The following is a 20,177-nucleotide window of genomic DNA, read 5'->3' on the forward strand; positions in this document are numbered from 1 at the left end:
CTTTTTGAGGACCTCTGGCAGCGTATGGTATAATAGTTGTCGACTTATAATAGTTAATACATAGCAAGCAGGAGGAAGGGAATGGATCAACGGAGTAAGAGAAGGAAAGTACAGCTCGGCAAAACACGCAAACGCACTGTGCTGATCACCGCGTCTGCTATACTCGGCACTTGCCTGATTGCCGGTGCGGTATATGCCGGAACACTGTATTATAAGGCTGAACGGGCATTGGACCGGATTTCGGCATCGGGCACAGCCCCGAGTGAAACAGCCGGAACGGCATCGCCTGCCCCGGAAGCTTCGGCTGCTGCGGATGCTGCTGCCGGAGAAGAGATGAACAAGCCGCTTACGTTCCTGCTGGCCGGCGTCGATAATAGAAGCGGCAGCGGCGGGACGATGAACACGGATGTCATTATGCCGGTTGTCTATGAACCTGCTACCAAACGTCTGTCCATATTGTCTATTCCCCGTGATATGAAGCTCACCAGCAGTGAGCTGGGAACGCACAAGGCGAACTATTACTATGCCTATTATTATGCCCATAACAAGGGCGAAGACCTGCAGAAGACAAGAGCGTTTTACGGCAGCCTGCTGCAGATGGATATTGATCATATGATTCTGGTTAATTTTGCAGCCTTCAGCAGTATCGTCGATGAGCTGGGCGGGCTGGATATTGACGTGCCGATGGATATGCGGTATGTCGATAACGCGGACGGCACCAATATTAATCTTAAAAAAGGGATGCAGCACCTGAACGGCAAGGAGGTGCTCGATTTCGTCCGCTACCGCAAATCCAACCGCGGAACGGCGGAATCCTCTGACTTTTCCCGGAATGAGCGGCAACAGGAAGTGCTGAATCTGATCCTCGACAAGCTGGATTCTGTGAACGGGATAACCAAGCTGGGCGAGATTATTGATATTCTCGGCGATAATATCCGTACGGATATCGGCAAGGATCAGTTGATCAGCTGGATTCTGAACTACAAAACGATGAAGCCTGCCGCAACGGAGCTGATCACGCTGGAATCGGAATGGAAGAGCCCTTATGTCTATGCGAATCAGGAAGATCTGGTGGAGAAGCTGGAGAAGCTGCGCAGCCCGCTTGGCCTGCCTGCACTGGATAACGCTCAGCTGCTCCGGGATTTCGGTATTCTGAAATAATGCTTATTCAAAAGGCAATACAAGAAAAGGGAGCTATTCTCCATAAAACGGAGAAGCAGCTCCCTCTTTTTAAATACAGGTGTTCTTTTCAAATACAGATTTAACGCAGGTTTAACCCCTTCTCCGGAGGTACCGGACAATCGTTGCAGCCGTTAATATGCCGATGACCACTAAGCCGCCGATGGTCCAGGCATCGATGGACGTATTCTCAGCCAAGGTGCTGTTATCTCCGGGCGGCTGCGGAGCAGGCAGCAGTGCAACCTCTTTATTCTGCAAATACTCCGGCGCGGCAGAGTCACTGCTGATTAACGTAGAAGGTGAACATAACGGATTTTCCCACTCTCCGTCCGTCTGCTTAAGATAGAACAGGTAGTCCTTTCCAGTCTCGCTCGGTCCGTTGAGCGCCCCCCAGGTGATATTCTCCTTCAGGATGAGCGACCGCTCCGTTATTGTTTTGAAGCTTCGCTTAACCGTGACATGGATCTCATTGGAGGAATCGTCGTTACTCCGGGACACCTTATCCACCTGTCCAATCACGATTCCGTCGTAATAATCATAGGCTTGTTCAACTGTGGGAAATTCGGCGCAGGATAAGGCACTCGATCTGCCGGCAGGCAGGAAAAGGATTATTAAAAGAGCAAGCAGGGCTGCTCTGCGCATTAGGGTTCACCTCCATAATAATACTTATCTGACGGTTCCTTGAGGGGGAAGGTTGCAGCCGCACCCCGCATATTGGGAACTTTTTCCGACCGCACAGGCCATCCCAACCCCTCCTGTATTACATCCCAAGTATCTCCGTAACCGCTTTACCGAATCTTAAGTTTGGTAAGTAAACTGATTAAGAACTGACGATACCTTACCTTGTCCCCGTTTGTTATCATAGCCTTGTAAGGGTATTCAAGGGTAAAGGCCTAACCTGGAAATATCCGCTTCAGCTTCATTGTAAACGCTCTGCGGTACACGCTATACGCTTAATTGGAATGATCGGCATACTGGAATGAAATCCTATGAAGCAGCAGATGCCGGCGTTTTCCTTCATATCCTTTTTTCAGAAACAGGGAGGGTCTAATATGGACAGTCAGAAATTAGCGGGGGAGATTATCCGGAATGTCGGGGGCAGGAGCAATATCAGCCACCTGGAGCATTGCGTCACCCGGTTAAGATTTACGCTTAAGGATGAATCCGCCGCCCAGACGGACACGATCAATAATCTGGACGGCGTTATGACAGTGGTCAAAAGCGGAGGCCAATACCAGGTTGTCATCGGCAACAAGGTAAAAGAGGTCTATAAAGAGGTCACGGACCAGCTCGGCGGAGCAGTCGTGTCGAATGATGCAGAAGCAGCGCCATCCGGCAATAAGAAAAATGCCTTTAACCGCTTCGTCGATGTAATCGTCGGCATTATCTCACCGATCATCGGTCTGCTGGCTGCTGCCGGGATTATTAAAGGGATGCTTGGTCTGGCCACTGCACTGGACTGGCTGGCGGCAACAGACGGCACTTATATTCTGCTGAATGCGCTCGGAGACGGGCTGTTCTATTTCATGCCGATTATAGTCGGCTTCTCGGCTGGCCGGAAATTTAACGGCAATCCGTTTATTCCGGCAGCTATCGGCGCCGCGCTGGTCTATCCGGCGGTCATTACCGCCTATAATGCGGGTGACAGTCTGACGTTTGCCGGGATTCCGGTTGTGCTGGCGAGTTATACCTCGTCGCTGTTTCCGATTATTCTGGCCGCCTGGGTTGCGGCGAAGCTGGAGAAATGGTTCGAGCGCAAGCTTCCCGCCTCACTGCGGCTGTTCTTCGTACCGCTCTTTACCATTCTGATTACCGGGATTCTGACCTTCCTGCTGGTAGGGCCGGTACTGACGGAAGCAAGCAGTCTGCTGGCAGATGCGACCATGTGGATTTACAACCTCAGTCCGGTTATAGCGGGTGTTGTGCTTGGCGGGCTGTGGCAGCTGATTGTCATCTTCGGTCTGCATTATGCTTTTATCCCGGTGCTGATCAACAATATTACAACGCTTCATTATGATCCGGTGAATGCGATTCTGAGTGCCTCTGTATTTGCCCAGGTAGGTGCGGCGCTTGGGGTGTTCCTGAAATCCAGAAATGCGAAGGTGCGCAGCATTGCCGGTCCGGCCGCCATATCCGCCTTCATGGGTGTAACAGAGCCGGCGATTTACGGGATCTCGCTTCCGTACAAAAAGCCCTTTGTCATGGCGGGAATTGCCGGGGCTGTAGGCGGCGGAATCACTGCGGCGATGAGTGCGAAGATGTTCGGCTTCGGCGGCGGGGGGATTTTTGCAGCTCCGATGTTCATTAATCCGGAGGGGCTCGACAACAGCTTCTATGCCTATGTCATTGCAAGTGCAGTGGCCGTTGTTATTGCAACCGTGCTCACCTATCTGTTCGGCTTCAAGGACAAGCAGGAGACTCCGGCGGCAGCGCCGGCAGCATCCGGGGCAAGCAGCACAGCACCAAAGGCGGGTACAAAAACCCAGGTCTACAACTCCATTCAGGGTACGATTATCCCGCTAAGCGAGGTGCCGGACGAAGCCTTCGCAAGCGGTGCGATGGGCAGCGGTTATGCCGTCATTCCAGCAGATAATAAGGTTTACGCACCTTTCGATGGTACGGTAGTCACCGTGGCGAACTCCAAGCATGCCGTTGCAATGGTGTCGGATGACGGTGTGGAGCTGCTGATCCATATGGGGATTAATACGGTTAAGCTGAAGGGTGCGCCGTTTGAGCTTAAAGTCCAGGAGAATGATCGTGTCCAAAAAGGCCAGCTGCTGGCCGTTGTCGACTGGAACATGATCCGGGACAACAAGTTCGAGGTGACGACTCCGGTTATCGTGACAAATACAGCCGAGCATGAATCGGTTGAGCTTAAGGCAGACCGCAGCAGCGAGGTTAAGATAGGCGAGCTGGTACTGAGCATCCGCTAACATACTGCACTACCGGTGCTGCTTGCGGTAATCGCTCGGCATCTGGCCGTAGTACGCAACAAATTTTTTGTAAAAGAAACCGAGATTGTTGTAGCCGACCTCACCGGCCACCTCATCAACCGTCAGCGAAGTATTGGTCAGGAGGAGGCCGGCGCTGGTCATCCGCTGAATCTGCACAAGCTCCTTGAACGTTCTTCCGGTCGCTTTTCTCAGATAGCTGCTAAAGTAATTGGGGTGGAAATTGAAATGCCCGGCTACGGAAACCAGGGTGACGTCTTTATAGTGTTCCTCCAGATATTTCAGGATTTCGATCAGATTGGCCCTGCCGGCATCATCGCCATAATCCTTGTCCTGACCGCCCTGGAACGACTGCAGCAGCTTGCTGAACACAATAACCATATAGGATTCGATGATCTCTTTGGAGCAGAAGCCCGGATCAAACGTTTCGCACATCAGGCTCTCCATTGTCTCCTTGAAGGAGGTTTCATTCCCGGTATGAAAAATAATGTGGCGGTTGTGATTATGAATCTGCGAGATCGCATTGACGATGAAATTGGAAATGATCCCGGTTGTCGCCAGCCTGCTCAGAAAACCAGTGGTGAAGAACGGCTTCAGCATAATCAGGTTGATGATAATATCGTCCTCGGTCGTCTCGAGAATGGTATGCGGCACATTGGTGTCGAGCATGCACAGATCACCCTCCCGCAGGGTAACGTGTTTGCCGTCGATAATCTGCTTGCACTGGCCGGAGTAGACGTAATTGATTTCCACGTAGTTATGGATATGCATCGGGATTTTACTGTAACGGGAATGCTGGCGGATCGTCATCTGGTTGATATGAAAAGAGTTCGTGGAGTTAGCGGGAAATTTGGAGTCTCTCCAGCCTTGGGTGGAATAAGGGTCCAGATCGAGAATGTACACCGGGCTTCCGGTAATATTCACCGTCCGGTTCATTTGCTCGAATATGAGCAGGCCCTTGTCAGGGTCCTTCCGGTGACGGTGCTCGCTCTCCGACAGCTCGGACAGCCGCCGTCTTAATTCATCTCTCTGCATAGCCGGGGGCCCCCTTTGTCCAAAGATAAGATTAACTATATGAAGTTAAGTTTGGTAAGTCAAACATATAATCCGTGTTCCGGCGCGAACAGATAGATATATATAGACGAAATTAGACAGGAGTGGAGCTTTATGAGAAGACTTACTGAGGTTTTGGACAATAAACAGGAAAACTACGTTCTTCCTTTTCTGTGGCTGCATGGAGAGCCGGAGGCGCTTTTAAGAGAATCGGTTGCCAACATTCAGGAGTCGGGTATACACGCCCTCTGCGTGGAATCCCGGCCGCACCCCGATTTCTGCGGTGAGGGCTGGTGGCGCGACATGGACATTATTATGGATGAGGCCCGCCGCCGGGATATGAAGGTGTGGCTGCTGGACGATTCCCATTTCCCGACGGGCTATGCGAACGGAAAGATCAAATCAGATCATCCCGAGCTGGTCAAAAAATACCTCAAAATCCACCAGCTTGATTTCGTCGGTCCGCTGCAGGATGCCTCTTTTCTCGTAAAATGGGGCAGCCCCGGCAACCGGATGAGCCTGACTGCTACTCCTAAGGCCGTGAACGACAACATTCTAGGCATTATCGCGGCCCGGAGAACAGGTGAGAACAGCGTCGATCCGGCGAGTTTTGTTGATGTCAGCTCCCATGAGCAGGACGGCGTGCTGTACTGGGACATCCCGGAAGGAGACTGGCGGATCTTCATCCTGCTGGAGACGATCCACGGCGGGGAGCCCCACACCGAAGGTTATCTGAATCCGCTTGATCCTGAGGCTGTAAAGGTGCTGATCAATGAAGTCTACGAATCCCATTATGCCCGTTATGCGGCGGATTTCGGCCGGACGTTTGCCGGATTTTTCTCGGATGAGCCGCGGTTCGGCAATATGCACGGGGCCTTCGGCTCGATCGGCCGGGCAGAAATGGTGCTGCCTTGGAAGGAAGGCTTGCAGGAGCAGTTCACTGCGGAGGAACGGCTGCTTCTGCCGCTGCTCTCAACCGTGGAGGCAGAGGGCGAAGAGCATGCCATCCGCTACAAATATATGGACATTGTAAGCCGGATGTACGGTGAAGCGTTCACCGGAACACTTGCGGCCTGGTGCCGGGAGCACGGCGTAGAATATATCGGCCATCTGATCGAGGACAACAATGCGCATGCGCGGCTCGGTTACGGGGCGGGGCATTATTTCAGAGCGATCTGGGAGCAGGATATGGCCGGCATCGACGTGGTGCTGAACCAGATTATGCCCGGCATGGACAAAGGACCGTTCAAGTCGATGACGGCGAAGGGCTGGGACGGGGAATTTTTCCATTATGGACTGGCCAAAATGGGCGCCTCACTCGGCCACCTCGATCCCAAAAAGCGGAACCGCACCATGTGCGAGGTCTACGGGGCCTACGGCTGGGCGGAAGGCATCAAGCTGATGAAGTGGATTACCGACCATATGCTGGTGCGTGGCGTGACCCATTTTGTACCCCATGCCTTTTCGCCAAAAGAGTTCCCGGACCCCGACTGCCCGCCGCATCTCGACGCCCGGGGCCATAACCCGCAGTATCGGTTCATGAGCGTGCTGTTTGATTACCTGAACCGGGTCAGCCATCTGCTGAACGGAGGGCAGCATGTTGCTAATGTTGGTCTGCTGTATCATGCCGAAGCGGAATGGCTGGGTGAGTATATGCTGTTCCAGAAGCCGGCGAAGGAGCTGGCGCAGCACCAGATCGAATTCGATGTCATTCCGGCGGATCTGATTGCAGAGGCTGAGCTTGGCAGCGGCACGTATACGATTAACGGACAGACGTTCAGCGCCCTGGTCATCCCTTATGCCGAGGCGTTGCCGCAGGTGCTGCTTGAGCAGGTTAAGGTGTTCGCGGATGCCGGTATCCGGGTGCAGTTCATTGACGGACTTCCGGTGAGGAACGAACACGGGGAGCAGGCGGACGGCACGCTGCTGGAGCAGGCGGCGGTATGCGGGCTGGAGCATTTTACGGCTCAGCTGATCCAAGAGGGCCATCACGATGTGCACACCTCAGAGCATCAGCCGTACCTGCGCAGCTATCATTACCGTCAGGCCGAAGGCGATGTATACATGTTCTTCAATGAAGATCCTTACAAGGTGATCGAAACGACAGTGACACTGGGCGGGGATCGTCCGGTTGTGGCTTATGACGGCTTCTCCAATCAGGTTAAGCCGGTATCGCAGTCGCAGGCTGACGGTAAAACGGCGGTTCAGCTGGTGCTGCATCCGTATGAGTCCGTTGTGGTGCTGGAGAGCCGGGAGGCAGCGGAGGCGGCTCCGCAGCGGTTGGCTGAGAGTGCTGAGGTTACGGGAGAATGGAGCGTGTCGTTCGCTGCGGCCACGGCTTACCCGTCTTTTTCAGCAGAGCAGACACTGATTTCGCTGGGGGACATCTCCAGAGTGGAGGGTAAGGCGCGGTTCTCCGGAACGATACGTTATGAGCTGGTGTTTACTTTGGAGGAAGCAGCTGCGGCCAATGCCGTGCTTGATCTGGGACGTGTATACGAGGTTGCCGAGGTTACGCTTAACGGTCAGCAGCTGGGGGTCAAAATTTGCCCTCCGTATCTCTTTAATGTAGGGAGCGCCCTGCGTGTCGGCGAGAACCGGCTGGTGATTGAGGTGACGAACAATCTCGGCAAGCAGGAACAGGATTTCTTGTCCCAGTACATGATCCACGAGCCGTCAGGGCTGCTGGGTCCGGTGATGCTGCGGTAGGAATTGAACTTGAAATAAAGATTAAGGGAAAGTGGCGGAGGGGAATTTTGGAACTGGAGGAGCTAAAGCGACCGCCTTTGTCTGCGGATTTCAACCGCGAAAAGCGGTATAAATCAAGAAATCTGCAGACAACAGCGGCCAGAAGTCCAAATATTCCCTGGAGTCACAGCTAATCCTTGAGCAGAAGAATCTGTAGAAAGAGAGGAGTATTATGTCAAAATATACTTTTCCCGCAGGGTTCCTGTGGGGCGGGGCAATTGCGGCCAATCAGACAGAAGGGGCTTACCGGGAGGACGGCAAGGGGCTGACCACGGTGGATCTGATTCCGTCCGGGCCGCAGCGCTGGCCTGTGATGGGCGGGAAGCTGGATGCTTTTGAGCCGCAGCCGGGGCTGATGTATCCGTCGCATGAGGCGATCGGCTTCTATCACAGCTATAAAGAGGATATTGCGCTGTTTGCGGAAATGGGCTTCAAAGCGCTGCGTGTGTCGGTGTCCTGGGCGCGGATTTTTCCGAATGGAAATGATGCTGAGCCAAATGAGCTGGGGCTAGAGTTCTATGATAATCTGTTCGATGAGCTGCTAAAATACGGGATACAGCCGGTGGTGACAATCGCGCATTTCGATGTGCCGGTTCATCTGGTGCAGACGTACGGAAGCTGGAGAAGCCGCGAGCTGGTGGGGTTGTTTGAGCGGTACGCCATTACGCTGTTTACACGCTATAAGGACAAAGTGAAGTACTGGATGACCTTCAATGAAATTAACATGCTGCTGCATCTGCCGTTTGTCGGCGCGGGGCTGGTCTTTGGTGAGGGGGAGGATAAGCGGAAGATCCAGTATCAGGCGGCCCATCATCAGCTGGTGGCGAGCGCGCTGGCGGTGAAGGCCTGTCATGAGCTTATTCCCGATGCGCAGATAGGCTGTATGCTGGCCGCCGGATCAACGTATCCGTATGTGTGCAATCCGGAGGATGTGTGGGATGCGATGAACAAGGACCGCGAATCCTTTTTCTTCATCGATGTTCAGTCCCGCGGGGCATATCCAGGCTATGCCAAAAGGTTCTTTAAGGACAACGGGATTACGGTTGAGATGGAACAGGGCGATGAGGAGCTGCTGAAGCACAATACAGTGGATTACATCGGCTTCAGCTATTATGCCAGCCGGACTGCCAGCACGGACCCCGAGGTTCTGGGCCGGATGACCAGCGGCAATGTATTCGGCTCGGTCGATAATCCGTACCTCCAGAAGTCAGCCTGGGGCTGGACGATTGATCCGCTCGGCTTCCGCATTACGGCCAATCAGCTGTATGACCGCTACCAGAAGCCGCTGTTTGTGGTCGAGAACGGGCTGGGCGCTGCCGATGAACTCGGTCCCGGCGGAGAGGTAGCCGACGACTACCGGATCGACTATCTGCAGAGACATATCACGGCCATGGCCGAAGCGATTGAGGACGGCGTCGAGATCATCGGCTACACCAGCTGGGGCCCGATTGATCTGGTCAGCGCCTCCACCGGAGAGATGAAGAAGCGTTACGGCTACATCTACGTCGACAAGGACAACGCCGGCAACGGTACCCTGCAGCGGAGCAAGAAGAAGAGCTTCCACTGGTACAAGCAGGTGATTGCCAGTAACGGCAGGGATTTGTCAGTGGATGGGCTGGATTAGGATAAATTGCATAGGAATAGGACGATGATTTTTAAGACACCTCCAGGGGAATAGGCTCTGCCGCTAGACGGAGCGATCCCTGGAGGTGTTTTTTTGATAGAGATGACAATTACTGAGATCCCGCCCCCGCCGCATCATCAGCCTTCGCGCAATCAATCGCCACCACAATCGCGATCAGGATAGACTCCATCTGTTCATTCAAGATGTGAATCCTGTAGCTGTCGCCCCAGGTGAACCATTCCTTGTTGACCTCACCAATGACTGAACCGTGCTGCAGGACCTCGAAGTCCATGTCCCACCAGTTCCCGCGGACCTCGATGCCTGCCGAATCAATGGTATAGCGTGCTTTTAGAAAAGAAAATTCCTTCTTGATTGTCAGCACTTCCCGGCCGTTTACCTCGACAAAAAACTTCGGCAGAAAGCTGAACACCTTTTTCGTTATCAATGCGACTTCTTCTCCTCGGGCATTCATAATGGAGAATGTTTTGGGGATCTGCATAAAGCTGCCCTCTACATAATACACATCCTGCTCCTGCTGGTTCTTTACAGTAAATTTGCCGCTAAGGCTAAATACCTTCTGCTTCATATAAAGCTCTCTCATAATGAACCTCCTTCGCGGTACTCGCGCGGTGATTTGCCGTGCCAGCGCTTGAACTGGCGGCTGAAATGGGCGATATCCCGGTAGCCGAGAATTGCGGAGATGTGGCTGACCGGCAGACGGAGATCGTCCAGCAGCACCTTGGCCTCATGCAGCATCTGCTGGGACAGGAACTCTCTCGGGGATAGGCCGAACACTTGCCGGAACACCCGGTAGCAGTGCGAGGAGCTGATGCCAAGCTCCGCCGCAATATCATCGACGCCAAGCGTCTTGTCTTCCTGGATATCCTGCTTGAACTGCTGGTAGACAAGACCCTGCAGACGGCTGCGGATCTGGTGGGCAAGCTCAACCTTTTCATAGCTGGCAGATGCCTGCAGGTTGGCCTCAACAGAGAAGGCCTCCCACAGCTGGCCGAACAGGTCGAACACGGCAGACTGCAGCCTCATCCGCTGGGACATTGTAATATCACCCTGTATCTGATGCGAAATGTCCACAAGTCTGGTGAGCGAGGGCGTTAACTTATGGGCAATCGTGCTGTCAGCCGGAAAGAGTACATGATGCAGCCGGCTTAAGAGCGAGATCAGAATTTTATCATCGATGTCAAAATGGATACAAAAATACGTGAACGGCCGTCCGTTGCCGCTCTGGCTGGAATGCGAGTCGCCCGGTCTGAGCAGGACCAGATCCCCGGCACGCTGCGTATAGCTTCGGCTGTTCACAATGATTCGCTGCTCTCCGTCAAGCACATAGTTGAACTCGTACTGAGGATGGGCATGAATTGGATAACTCCATGCACCGCTTACCGTCCGCAGATGCATGCCGAACAGGTTCAGCGTTGTTTTGACGTCAGGGATAATGATCTCACTAATGTTCTGGCCGAGTTCTGGCGGCAGAAAGGCCGAAGCCATAAGCGGTACCTCCTTGCTGTTCAGGTTCACTGTCCATTTCCAGTATATCGAAGTTCGGCTTGATTTGGGTAAAAATCTGCCTGATTTGGCAATGTCCCCGGCATAGAGCCCCGTGATAGGATGAGAATAGGCAATCTATAAACGGCCAAACTCGCATGCTGCGTACCAGGAAGGAGCCATTATGACAAAGTCTAATCCATTCTATAATGTCCAGCATTCGCCTATCGGGGCATTTGCAAGCTTTACACTCGGCTTTAAAGGTAAAAACGGGGGGCTCGGGCTGGAGCTGGGCAAACCGGCTGACCAGAATATGTACATCGGATTTCAGTCTGCGGACGGTGAAAGCTATGAAATGCTGCCCTTTTTTGAGCAGGTGGCAGATGCCGGAGCCAGATATGATATAGAAAAAGCGGATGAGACCGCCAAAATTAAATTGAAAGCGTTTCAAGATGAGGCAATCAGCCGGACGCTGGGAACGGCAAGTGATACGTGGCAGGCTGGGGACCTGACCTTTAAGGTATATTCTCCTGTCCGGTCCGTACCTGATCCATCCGCCGCTGATGACGAGTCGCTGAAGGCAGCGCTGCTGCCGGCGGTTTTTGCTGAGCTTACGCTCGATAACACCCGGGGAACTATTGCCCGCAGAGGCTTCTTCGGCTACGAAGGCAGCGATCCATACAGCTCCATGCGCAGGCTGGGCGATACGAGCGGCGGGGCTTTTCAGGGAATCGGACAAGGCCGGCTGACGGCTATTGCCTGTGAGGAGGAAGGTGTGCAGTCGGCGCTCGGCTTTACCATGGAAAAGATTCTGGAAGCCAAGCTTGAGCACAATCTGTCCTTTGGTCTGGGCGGCACCGGCGCTGTACTGATGGAGGTTCCGGCGGGCGAAAAGCGGACGTACCGGTTTGCGGTTTGCTTTTACCGCGGCGGTCTGGTAACGACAGGAATTGATGCCAGTTATACGTATACCCGCTTTTTCCGGAATATTGAGGAGGTGGCCGGTTATGCACTGGAGCATTTCGCTGAGCTGACTGCTGCCTGTGCGGACGCTGATGCCTGGATTCAATCGGCCGGTCTCAGCGCAGACCAGACTTTTATGCTGTCGCATGCGATTCACAGCTATTACGGCAGCACGCAGCTGCTGCATGACGGGGAGAAGTATCTGTGGATTGTCAACGAAGGCGAATACCGGATGATGAACACGCTGGATCTGACGGCGGATCAGCTGTTTTTTGAGCTGGTGATGAATCCGTGGACGGTACGGAGTGAGCTGGAATTGTTCGTGGACCGCTACAGCTATGAGGATAAGGTTGTGTTCCCGGGTGAAACCAGGGAGTATCCGGGCGGAATCAGCTTCACCCACGATGTCGGCGTAGCCAATGTGTTCTCGCGTCCGCAGTATTCCGCTTATGAGCTGGCAGGGCTGGATGACTGCTTTTCCTATATGAGTCATGAGGAGCTGGTGAACTGGCTGGTCTCGGCGCTTGTCTATATTGAGCAGACCGGGGACCGTGATTTCACGGATAACATGCTGGCTACGCTCCGGGCCTGCTTCGAGAGCATGCTGAACCGTGACCACCCGGATAGGGAGCAGCGCAACGGCCTGATGGGCCTGGACAGCAACCGGACGCAGGGCGGTGCCGAGATTACCACCTACGACAGTCTGGACACCTCGCTCGGACAGTCGCGCAATAACATCTATATGGCGGGCAAATGCTGGGCGGCCTATGTGGCGCTGGAGAAGTTTTTCGGCCAGGAAGGGCTGGCGGAGCTGGCAGCGGAAGCAGGCCTGCAGGCGGAGAAATGTGCTGCATCCATTGCGGCAGAGCTGAACAGTGAAGGATATATTCCGGCCGTCATTAACGAAAATAATGATTCCCGTATCATTCCGGCGATTGAAGGGCTGATCTTCCCGCTCTTCACCGGATGTCAGGAAGCGCTTGATCCGGCCGGCCGGTTCGCCGGGTACCTCCGTGCGCTGAACACGCATCTGCAGACCGTACTGGTTCCGGGCGTCTGCCTGTTCGAAGATGGAGGCTGGAAGCTGTCCTCCACCAGCAATAACTCCTGGCTCAGCAAAATCTATCTCTCGCAGTTTATCGCCAGAGAGATCCTGCATCTGCCTTGGGAGGAGAGCGGCCGTGCGGCAGATGCTGCCCATGTGGGCTGGCTGCTGCATCCCGAGCTGTCCTACTGGTGCTGGAGCGACCAGATTCTGGGCGGCCTGATCGGCGGCAGCAAATATTACCCGCGCGGCGTTACGGCAATCCTCTGGCTGCTGGAAGGTACGGGCAGCCGTTCGCTGACGGAGCTGGCCCGGCAGGCCTGCGCTAAATAGCGGATTGTGTAACCTGAGCAGGCAGGCTCTATTACTGTTAACTGCAGTTTGTGCAACTAAAAGCAGAGGAAATTCGCGTTTGGACGAAATAGCTGCATTTGGTACAGCTAAATCGGCTGAAATCGGGCTAAGTGTGCATAATCGGCCGGTATAGGTGTACGAAGTACACTTAAAACAGTTAGTGGAGCAAAAATGGCCGATATAGTTGTACAGAGTGCAGCTAAAGTTGTCAGGTATAGCAGACACATACCTTATTGGAATCAGGTCAGGTTCATGCAGGAGTGCTGGGCAAATGTGTATGGGCTAGTAGGCCGGGTGGGTGCGTAAGTCCACAGTAGTACACAAATTTGCCGGCGGGGTGTGGGTGAGCAGCTAGCGGCAGCGGGTGTGCTGAGCAACTAGCTGGTCGGATGTAGCGGGAGGCAAGCCTGGTGAGTAGGGTGGATCAGTGAGCCGGGCGGGTGTAAGTCCGGTGAATAGGGTGGATCAGTGAGCCGGGCGGGTGTACAGAGCCAGCTGTGGAATCGATGTGTGACGCGTAGGCGCAGAACGGACAGGATGAATGAGTATATCAAGTGTGTAGAAGCAAGTGTGTAGAAGCAAGTCTGGTAATGAAATGTGTGAAGTAACAATAAACAGGAACAAGCAGGAGGAGATTTCCGGATGAATGAGGCGGGCGGAATTAACAATCTGTTGCAGGATCATGGCTACAAAGCCTGGCTGAGCTGCCCTGAGCTGCCGCAGGGCAAGCTTCAGGAGCAATATGTGAAATGGTGCGGAGCGGTGAGCGTTACGGAGACGGACGGGACCGTTCAGGCTGCACTCACGGAATGGCGGAGAGGCCTTGCCTCGATGCTGGGCATTGAGGTGCAGGTACAGGCGGAAGCGGCTGCTGAGACTAGATCAGCGAGCGATTCAACGAATGCTGCTGCGGCAAATACCGCAGCCAATATCCCGGCTCGTTCTGCCGGAGCCGGCACAGAACCGTTCGTTGCCTTCGGCATCTTCGGGGGCGGGAACGCGCTGATTAGCAGCGTGTTTGCAGAGGCTGACATCCGCAAGGTGGGCCGCGAGGGCTTTGCCATCCGTACGAGTGCAGAACATAACTGCATTGCGGTTGGTGCCTCCACACCGGCTGGTGTGCTATACGGAGTATTCCATCTGCTGCGGCTCATGGGCACGCTGCAGCCAATCGAAGCACTCGATGAAGCAGTCAACCCGGTCAACGGCCTGCGGATGATTAACCACTGGGATAACTTTGACGGCAGCGTGGAGCGGGGCTATGCCGGCAAGTCCTTTTTATATGACAATAACCGGTTTATCGGGGATATGGAGCGGGTACGCGATTATGCACGCCTGATGTCCTCTGCAGGGATCAATGCCATTGCAATCAACAATGTAAACGTGCATGCGCTGGAGACGCTGTTCATCTCGGAGTATTTGCCGCAGGTGGCCGAAATCGCGAACCAGTTCAGAGTATACGGTATCCGGCTGTTCCTGAGCGTAAATTTTGCCGGTCCTATGCAGGAAGGCGGGGCGGGCACTGCCGATCCGCTCGATCCGGGCGTGCGAACCTGGTGGCAGAACAAGGCGGCTGAAGTTTATCAGGCAATCCCGGATTTCGGCGGCTTTGTGGTCAAGGCGGATTCGGAGAACCGTCCGGGCCCGTTCACCTATGGACGCGACCATGCTGACGGGGCCAACATGCTGGCTGAAGCGCTGGAGCCGTTCGGCGGCATCGTCATCTGGCGCTGCTTCGTGTACAACTGCAAGCAGGACTGGCGGGACCGCAAGACAGACCGGGCAAGGGCTGCCTACGATCATTTCAAGCCGCTTGACGGCAGATTCAAGGACAACGTCATCCTGCAGATCAAAAACGGCCCGATGGATTTCCAGGTCAGAGAACCGGTCTCCCCGCTGTTCGGGGCACTTACGCAGACCAATCAGATTATTGAATTCCAGATCGCCCAGGAATATACCGGCCAGCAGCGCCATGTCTGCTACCTGGTTCCCCAGTGGAAAGAAGTACTGGAGTTCGAGACCCTAGCCAAAGGGGAGTCTTCTCCGGTGAAGCACATCGTGGACGGTTCGCTGTGGGGCAACAGGCTCAGCGGGATTGCGGCGGTGTCCAACACCGGCAATGACATTAACTGGACCGGCCATCTGCTGGCCCAGGCCAACCTGTACGGCTACGGCCGTCTGGCCTGGAATCCCGGGCTTAGCGCGGAAGCCATCGCCGCTGAATGGATTGCCCTGACCTTTGGCAGCAATCAGGAGGTAGCGGATGTGATCAGCGGGATTTTGCTGGATTCATTAGAAATCTATGAATCTTACACTGCACCGCTTGGTGTGGGCTGGATGATCAATCCGGAGCATCACTACGGGCCGAATGTGGACGGCTATGAATATTCGAAGTGGGGCACCTATCATTACGCCGACAACCGCGGGATCGGGGTTGACCGGACAGTGAAGACGGGGACCGGCTACAGCGCCCAGTATATGGGCAGTAACGCTGCACGCTACGAGTCGCTTGAGGAATGCCCGGATGAGCTGCTGCTGTTCTTCCATCACGTGCCGTACACCCATGTGCTCCATTCCGGCAAAACCGTAATTCAGCACATTTACGATACGCATTTTGAAGGGGCGCAGCGGGCGGAAGGGCTGTTGTCCTCCTGGCAGAGCTTGAAGGACAAGGTAAGAGAGGATCTGTATGTGCAGGTGGAACAGCGTCTTACAGGCCAAGCCGCGCATGCGAAGGAATGGCGTGACCAGATCAACACGTATTTTTACCGGAAAAGCGGTATAGAAGATCAGTTGTCACGAATCATCTACTAAATGGATATGAACATGACGATTACCTTCGGAACGGTTATTGACTGGCTTACGGACGGAATCCCCGTGCCGGAGCAGACGGTAGACAGGCTGGAAACAGGAACACCGGAGACGGAGGTGCGGGGAATTGTCACCGCATTTACCGCCTCGCAATATGTGATAGAACAGGCGGCTGCCCTGGGAGCTAATCTGATCCTTTCCCATGAAGGGATCTATTACAGCCATCACGACCAGCGGGAGCGGCTTGGACAGGACCCTGTTTACCTGCAGAAGTCTGCGCAAATTGCCGGAACGGAGACAGGCATCTACCGTTTCCATGACTATGTGCACCGCTATACGCCGGACGGTATTACCGAAGGGCTAATTGCTGAGCTGGGCTGGCAGGAGTATGTGGAGGAGCACCGTCCGGCCGTGTCCGTTCTTACTCTTCCGCCCGCATCGCTGAGAGAAATTGCGGAGTATGTGAAGCGTAAGCTGCAGATATCCTATGTGCGCGCAGCAGGGGGATTAACCGGCTCCTGCAGCCGGATAGGCATCCTGGTCGGCTACCGGGGCGGCAGCCAGCTGGCGATTCCCCTGTACGGGGAAGAGGGGCTTGACCTGATCATTGCCGGTGAAGGCCCGGAATGGGAGACGCCGGAATATGTCAGGGATGCGCTGCAGCAGGGGCGCAGCAAGGCTTTGATTATGCTTGGACACGCCGAGAGTGAAGCTCCGGGCATGAAGCTGCTGGCCGAGCGGCTGGCTGCTCAGTTTCCGGCGGTGCCGGTGCGCTACATCCCGGAACGTCCGGTGTTTGAAGTGATTTAACGCCTGAACCTCCTTGCTGCCAAGGAGGTTTTTGGTTTGGCGGGATGTCCTGGCAGCGGGACAATGCAGGCTTTTTATCTAAAAAAGCTGAGAATACTCCACCCTCGATAGGGTGGGAATGAATCTGCGGTATTTGAACCTAAACCCGAACGTATGTGCTATAATATGAATAATATTACCAAAAATGAGGTGTCGCACATGCTGATACATCAAGCCTATAAATACCGGATCTACCCCACACCGGAACAACAGCAACTCATAAGGCGTATGTTTGGCTGCTGCCGCTTTGTGTTCAATACCTTTTTGGACACTTGGAATCAAAGCTATGCGGAAACGGGAAAAGGTTTGTCCTATCACGCTTGTGCGACAAAACTCCCTGTACTAAAAGCGCAATACGACTGGCTGAAAGAAGTCGATAGCATCGCTTTGCAGTCGGTTGCCCGTCATGTGGCGGATAGCTTTGATCGCTTTTTCAAAAAGCAAAATCAAGCGCCACGCTTTAAGAGCCGGAAGCATCCGGTTCAAAGTTACACGACCAAATTCACGAACGGGAATATCGCCATTGATGGGAGTCGCTTGAAGCTCCCAAAACTCGGCTGGATGCGTTTTGCAAACTCCCGGAAGCTGGAAGGACGGATATTGACTGCTGCCGTGCGTCAAAACGCCAGTGGAAAATTTTTCGTTTCGCTTGGTTGCGAAGTTGAAAAGAACCCACTACCGCAAGTGGACGCACATACCGGAATCGATCTGGGTTTGAAAGAGTATGCTGTAAGCTCGAATGGTGAACGGTATGCCAATCCCCGCTTTTACCGCCAATATGAGAAAAAGCTGGCGCTTTGGCAGCGGCGGATGGCTCGGCGTACTTCGGGCGGCTCCAACTGGAAGAAAGCGAAGCAGCATGTCGCTCGCATTCACGAACGTATTGCGAATAAACGAAATGATTTTCTCCACCAACTGACAACGAAACTGATCCGTGAAAACCAAACGATTAGTATCGAACATCTGCGTGTCGCGAATATGATTCAGAATCCCAAGCTTTCAAAATCCATCGCGGATGCGTCTTGGGGGGAGTGGGTACGGCAACTGACGTACAAAGCCCTTTGGTATGGACGAACCCTTCGGATCGCCGATACGTTCGAACCGACCAGTCAGCGGTGTCACGTGTGTGGCACAATCCACTCGGAAGTTAAGAATCTTGCGGTTCGGGAATGGACGTGCAACGCTTGCGGTACGCTTCATGACCGTGATGAAAACGCCGCTCATAATATTGCACAAGTAGCGGTTTAACCGCCACCTATCCAAATGATAGAACTGCGGGAACGCAGGAATCGCTTGCTAAATAAGAAGAGGTTACTCTTCTGTTCGCAAGAATCCGCCACTTCAAGCGCTAGCTAAGTGGGGGAGAATTCAAGATAATGACAATCCATTATGCATATTGAACATTGCTCCGGGTGCTGGTTATCGCTTACATTGAAGGTGCATGAAATCGCACAGGGCGGTAACCGGACCCATATTTTACAGTGGAGGTCATCATGTTGATCAAAAGTTGGAGAAAAGGAAGGGCCAGGCATTCAGCCGTTTTTGTACTGGGCATTGTCCTGCTTGCCGGAGGCTGCGGGGGCTCTAATAATGAAAGCGCTTTGAAGATTCCTCCGGGCAATCCGTCTGCGGACCCCGCTGATTTTTCCTATCCGATGACAGGGGATATCACACTCACCTTTATGAATGAGCAACTGGGAGGCACGCCGGAGCGTCTGCCGATTGAGGACGAGTACGAGGCCCGGACCGGAATCCGTATCGGGCAGCTGGGAGGCACGCCGATGACCGACCAGAAATTCAGTCTGCTGCTGGCGTCAGGCGAGCTGCCGGATATTTTTCTCAACACCTGGCTGCAGTTTCCCGGCGGTCCCGATAAAGCGGTGGAGCAGGGCTATATTCTCAAGCTGAATGATCTGATCGGACAGTATGCCCCCAACCTGAAACGGACGCTTGCCGAGCATCCCGAAATTGACAAAATGATCAAAACCGATGCCGGCACCTACTACGCCTTCCCGTTCATCCGTTCGGAAAACGGCAGGGTATACGGCGGACCGATTATCCGCCAGGACTGGCTGGACGAGCTGGGGCTTGGCATCCCGGAGACGATCGGCGAGTGGCATACGGTACTGACTGCTTTTAAAGAAAGGAAACAGGCGGCCGCCCCGCTGACGCTCCGTACCTTGTTCCTGGGTGAGCGGACCGGCGGATTTGCCGGCGCCTTCGGGGTGATGGGGAATTTTTACGTTAATGACGGGAAGGTGGTCTACGGCTACCTGGAGCCGGGCTATAAGGAGTACCTGAAGACGATGGCGCAGTGGTATAAGGAGGGGCTGATCGATAAGGATTTTGCCTCTGTCGACGCGGCGACTGTGGATAAAAAAATGGCCTCCGGCGAGAGCGGAGCGACGATCGGCTGGCAATTTTATATTGAGAGCTACAATTCGGCAGCACAGGCCGCCGGGAAACAGGCTGATTTTGCAGCAGCCCCGTATCCTGCAGCCGCCAAGGGGACAACGCCGGAGTTCGGCCAGCTCGACAATGCCTATGCGGGAACCTACTCTGCGGCAATTTCGGCTAATACGAAGCATGTGGAGGCGGCGATGCGGTGGCTTGATTATGCTTTTACCGAAGAGGGAAGTATGCTGAATACCTTTGGCATTGAAGGAACTACGTATACTTTGGTGGACGGCGAGCCGGTGTACACGGACTTTGTGGCGAATAACCCGGACGGTATTTCCAGCGATAAGGTGATGCTCAAATACTCGCACAGCACTAACTTTCCAATGATTCAGCAGGATAATCATCTGCCGGTGAAGTTTGCCCAGACCACTGCGGCCCTGGACATCTGGAAGAATACGAACCACGAGCGCCATCTGCTTCCTCCGGTTACCCCGACAGGTGAGGAATCCGACGAGCTGGGCAGCATTATGAACGACATCAATACCCTGGTGAAGGAGGCAGAGCTCAAAATTATTCTCGGCACCGAGCCGGTGGATAACTACGACAAATACGTGCAGCAGATGCGGGATATGGGGATTGAGCGGGCGCTGGACATTCAGCAGGCAGCCTATGAACGTTATCTGAAGCGCTGAGACCG

The 20,177-nt window shown here is 54.1% G+C and carries 13 protein-coding genes; 9 read left to right on the forward strand and 4 right to left on the reverse strand.

Annotated elements, in window-relative coordinates; genetic code table 11:
* Nucleotides 1-81: 81 nt before the first annotated feature.
* On the forward strand, nt 82-1,161 hold the full coding sequence (locus BN3772_RS04480; protein ID WP_042197118.1) for an LCP family protein: 1,080 nt from the start codon (nt 82-84) through the stop codon (nt 1,159-1,161).
* Nucleotides 1,162-1,272: 111 nt separating this feature from the next.
* Here the strand turns inward: BN3772_RS04480 and BN3772_RS04485 are convergent, their stop codons facing one another.
* The gene (locus tag BN3772_RS04485; RefSeq protein ID WP_042197119.1) at nt 1,273-1,821 is read right to left on the reverse strand and encodes a hypothetical protein; all 549 of its coding nucleotides are present in this window, start codon (nt 1,819-1,821) and stop codon (nt 1,273-1,275) included.
* 410 nt (nt 1,822-2,231) lie between these two features.
* On the opposite strand from BN3772_RS04485, the gene BN3772_RS04490 reads away from it, so the two are divergent.
* On the forward strand, nt 2,232-4,112 hold the full coding sequence (locus BN3772_RS04490; RefSeq protein WP_042197121.1) for a beta-glucoside-specific PTS transporter subunit IIABC: 1,881 nt from the start codon (nt 2,232-2,234) through the stop codon (nt 4,110-4,112).
* A 9-nt stretch (nt 4,113-4,121) separates the two neighbouring features.
* Here BN3772_RS04490 and BN3772_RS04495 read toward each other — a convergent pair whose 3' ends face one another.
* Nucleotides 4,122-5,165, reverse strand: coding sequence for an AraC family transcriptional regulator (locus tag BN3772_RS04495; protein WP_042197123.1), 1,044 nt, complete (start codon nt 5,163-5,165; stop codon nt 4,122-4,124).
* 132 nt (nt 5,166-5,297) lie between these two features.
* Here BN3772_RS04495 and BN3772_RS04500 point away from each other — a divergent pair, with 132 nt between their 5' ends.
* Both BN3772_RS04500 and BN3772_RS04505 read left to right on the forward strand, forming a co-directional pair.
* Complete coding sequence (locus BN3772_RS04500) at nt 5,298-7,892, forward strand: glycosylhydrolase-like jelly roll fold domain-containing protein (RefSeq protein ID WP_042197125.1); 2,595 nt, start codon at nt 5,298-5,300, stop codon at nt 7,890-7,892.
* 211 nt (nt 7,893-8,103) lie between these two features.
* Complete coding sequence (locus BN3772_RS04505; RefSeq protein WP_042197127.1) at nt 8,104-9,555, forward strand: 6-phospho-beta-glucosidase; 1,452 nt, start codon at nt 8,104-8,106, stop codon at nt 9,553-9,555.
* 109 nt (nt 9,556-9,664) lie between these two features.
* Here the strand turns inward: BN3772_RS04505 and BN3772_RS04510 are convergent, their stop codons facing one another.
* Together BN3772_RS04510 and BN3772_RS04515 are read right to left on the reverse strand one after the other, a co-directional pair.
* The gene (locus tag BN3772_RS04510) at nt 9,665-10,156 is read right to left on the reverse strand and encodes an LURP-one-related/scramblase family protein (RefSeq protein ID WP_042197129.1); all 492 of its coding nucleotides are present in this window, start codon (nt 10,154-10,156) and stop codon (nt 9,665-9,667) included.
* A complete protein-coding gene (locus BN3772_RS04515; RefSeq protein WP_042197131.1) occupies nt 10,153-11,061 on the reverse strand; it encodes an AraC family transcriptional regulator in 909 nt (302 codons plus the stop codon). Before BN3772_RS04515 ends, BN3772_RS04510 begins: the two co-directional genes overlap by 4 nt.
* A gap of 181 nt (nt 11,062-11,242) precedes the next feature.
* Here BN3772_RS04515 and BN3772_RS04520 point away from each other — a divergent pair, with 181 nt between their 5' ends.
* From BN3772_RS04520 to BN3772_RS04540, 5 genes are all read left to right on the forward strand, one after another.
* A complete protein-coding gene (locus BN3772_RS04520; RefSeq protein ID WP_042197134.1) occupies nt 11,243-13,399 on the forward strand; it encodes a glycoside hydrolase family 52 protein in 2,157 nt (718 codons plus the stop codon).
* A gap of 663 nt (nt 13,400-14,062) precedes the next feature.
* Nucleotides 14,063-16,234: an alpha-glucuronidase family glycosyl hydrolase gene (locus BN3772_RS04525; RefSeq protein ID WP_042197136.1), complete on the forward strand. Its 2,172-nt coding sequence runs from the start codon at nt 14,063-14,065 to the stop codon at nt 16,232-16,234.
* A gap of 12 nt (nt 16,235-16,246) precedes the next feature.
* Complete coding sequence (locus BN3772_RS04530; RefSeq protein ID WP_042197402.1) at nt 16,247-17,041, forward strand: Nif3-like dinuclear metal center hexameric protein; 795 nt, start codon at nt 16,247-16,249, stop codon at nt 17,039-17,041.
* Between the two features lie 198 nt (nt 17,042-17,239).
* A complete protein-coding gene (gene tnpB / locus BN3772_RS04535) occupies nt 17,240-18,328 on the forward strand; it encodes an IS200/IS605 family element RNA-guided endonuclease TnpB (protein ID WP_086074403.1) in 1,089 nt (362 codons plus the stop codon).
* 245 nt (nt 18,329-18,573) lie between these two features.
* A complete protein-coding gene (locus tag BN3772_RS04540; protein WP_086074404.1) occupies nt 18,574-20,172 on the forward strand; it encodes an extracellular solute-binding protein in 1,599 nt (532 codons plus the stop codon).
* Nucleotides 20,173-20,177 lie beyond the last annotated feature (5 nt).

Origin of the sequence: Paenibacillus camerounensis (genome assembly GCF_000723885.1) — a bacterium.
Classification (GTDB): domain Bacteria; phylum Bacillota; class Bacilli; order Paenibacillales; family Paenibacillaceae; genus Paenibacillus_AQ; species Paenibacillus_AQ camerounensis.

Excerpts from the sequence above, each read along its gene's own strand:
- BN3772_RS04480 (WP_042197118.1), top strand. The coding sequence starts at position 82 with ATGGATCAACGGAGTAAGAGAAGGAAAGTACAGCTCGGCAAAACACGC.
- BN3772_RS04515 (WP_042197131.1), bottom strand. The coding sequence starts at position 11,061 with ATGGCTTCGGCCTTTCTGCCGCCAGAACTCGGCCAGAACATTAGTGAG.
- BN3772_RS04510 (WP_042197129.1), bottom strand. The coding sequence starts at position 10,156 with ATGAGAGAGCTTTATATGAAGCAGAAGGTATTTAGCCTTAGCGGCAAA.
- BN3772_RS04525 (WP_042197136.1), top strand. The coding sequence starts at position 14,063 with ATGAATGAGGCGGGCGGAATTAACAATCTGTTGCAGGATCATGGCTAC.
- BN3772_RS04495 (WP_042197123.1), bottom strand. The coding sequence starts at position 5,165 with ATGCAGAGAGATGAATTAAGACGGCGGCTGTCCGAGCTGTCGGAGAGC.
- BN3772_RS04540 (WP_086074404.1), top strand. The coding sequence starts at position 18,574 with ATGTTGATCAAAAGTTGGAGAAAAGGAAGGGCCAGGCATTCAGCCGTT.
- BN3772_RS04505 (WP_042197127.1), top strand. The coding sequence starts at position 8,104 with ATGTCAAAATATACTTTTCCCGCAGGGTTCCTGTGGGGCGGGGCAATT.
- BN3772_RS04485 (WP_042197119.1), bottom strand. The coding sequence starts at position 1,821 with ATGCGCAGAGCAGCCCTGCTTGCTCTTTTAATAATCCTTTTCCTGCCT.
- BN3772_RS04500 (WP_042197125.1), top strand. The coding sequence starts at position 5,298 with ATGAGAAGACTTACTGAGGTTTTGGACAATAAACAGGAAAACTACGTT.
- BN3772_RS04530 (WP_042197402.1), top strand. The coding sequence starts at position 16,247 with ATGACGATTACCTTCGGAACGGTTATTGACTGGCTTACGGACGGAATC.
- tnpB (WP_086074403.1), top strand. The coding sequence starts at position 17,240 with ATGCTGATACATCAAGCCTATAAATACCGGATCTACCCCACACCGGAA.
- BN3772_RS04490 (WP_042197121.1), top strand. The coding sequence starts at position 2,232 with ATGGACAGTCAGAAATTAGCGGGGGAGATTATCCGGAATGTCGGGGGC.
- BN3772_RS04520 (WP_042197134.1), top strand. The coding sequence starts at position 11,243 with ATGACAAAGTCTAATCCATTCTATAATGTCCAGCATTCGCCTATCGGG.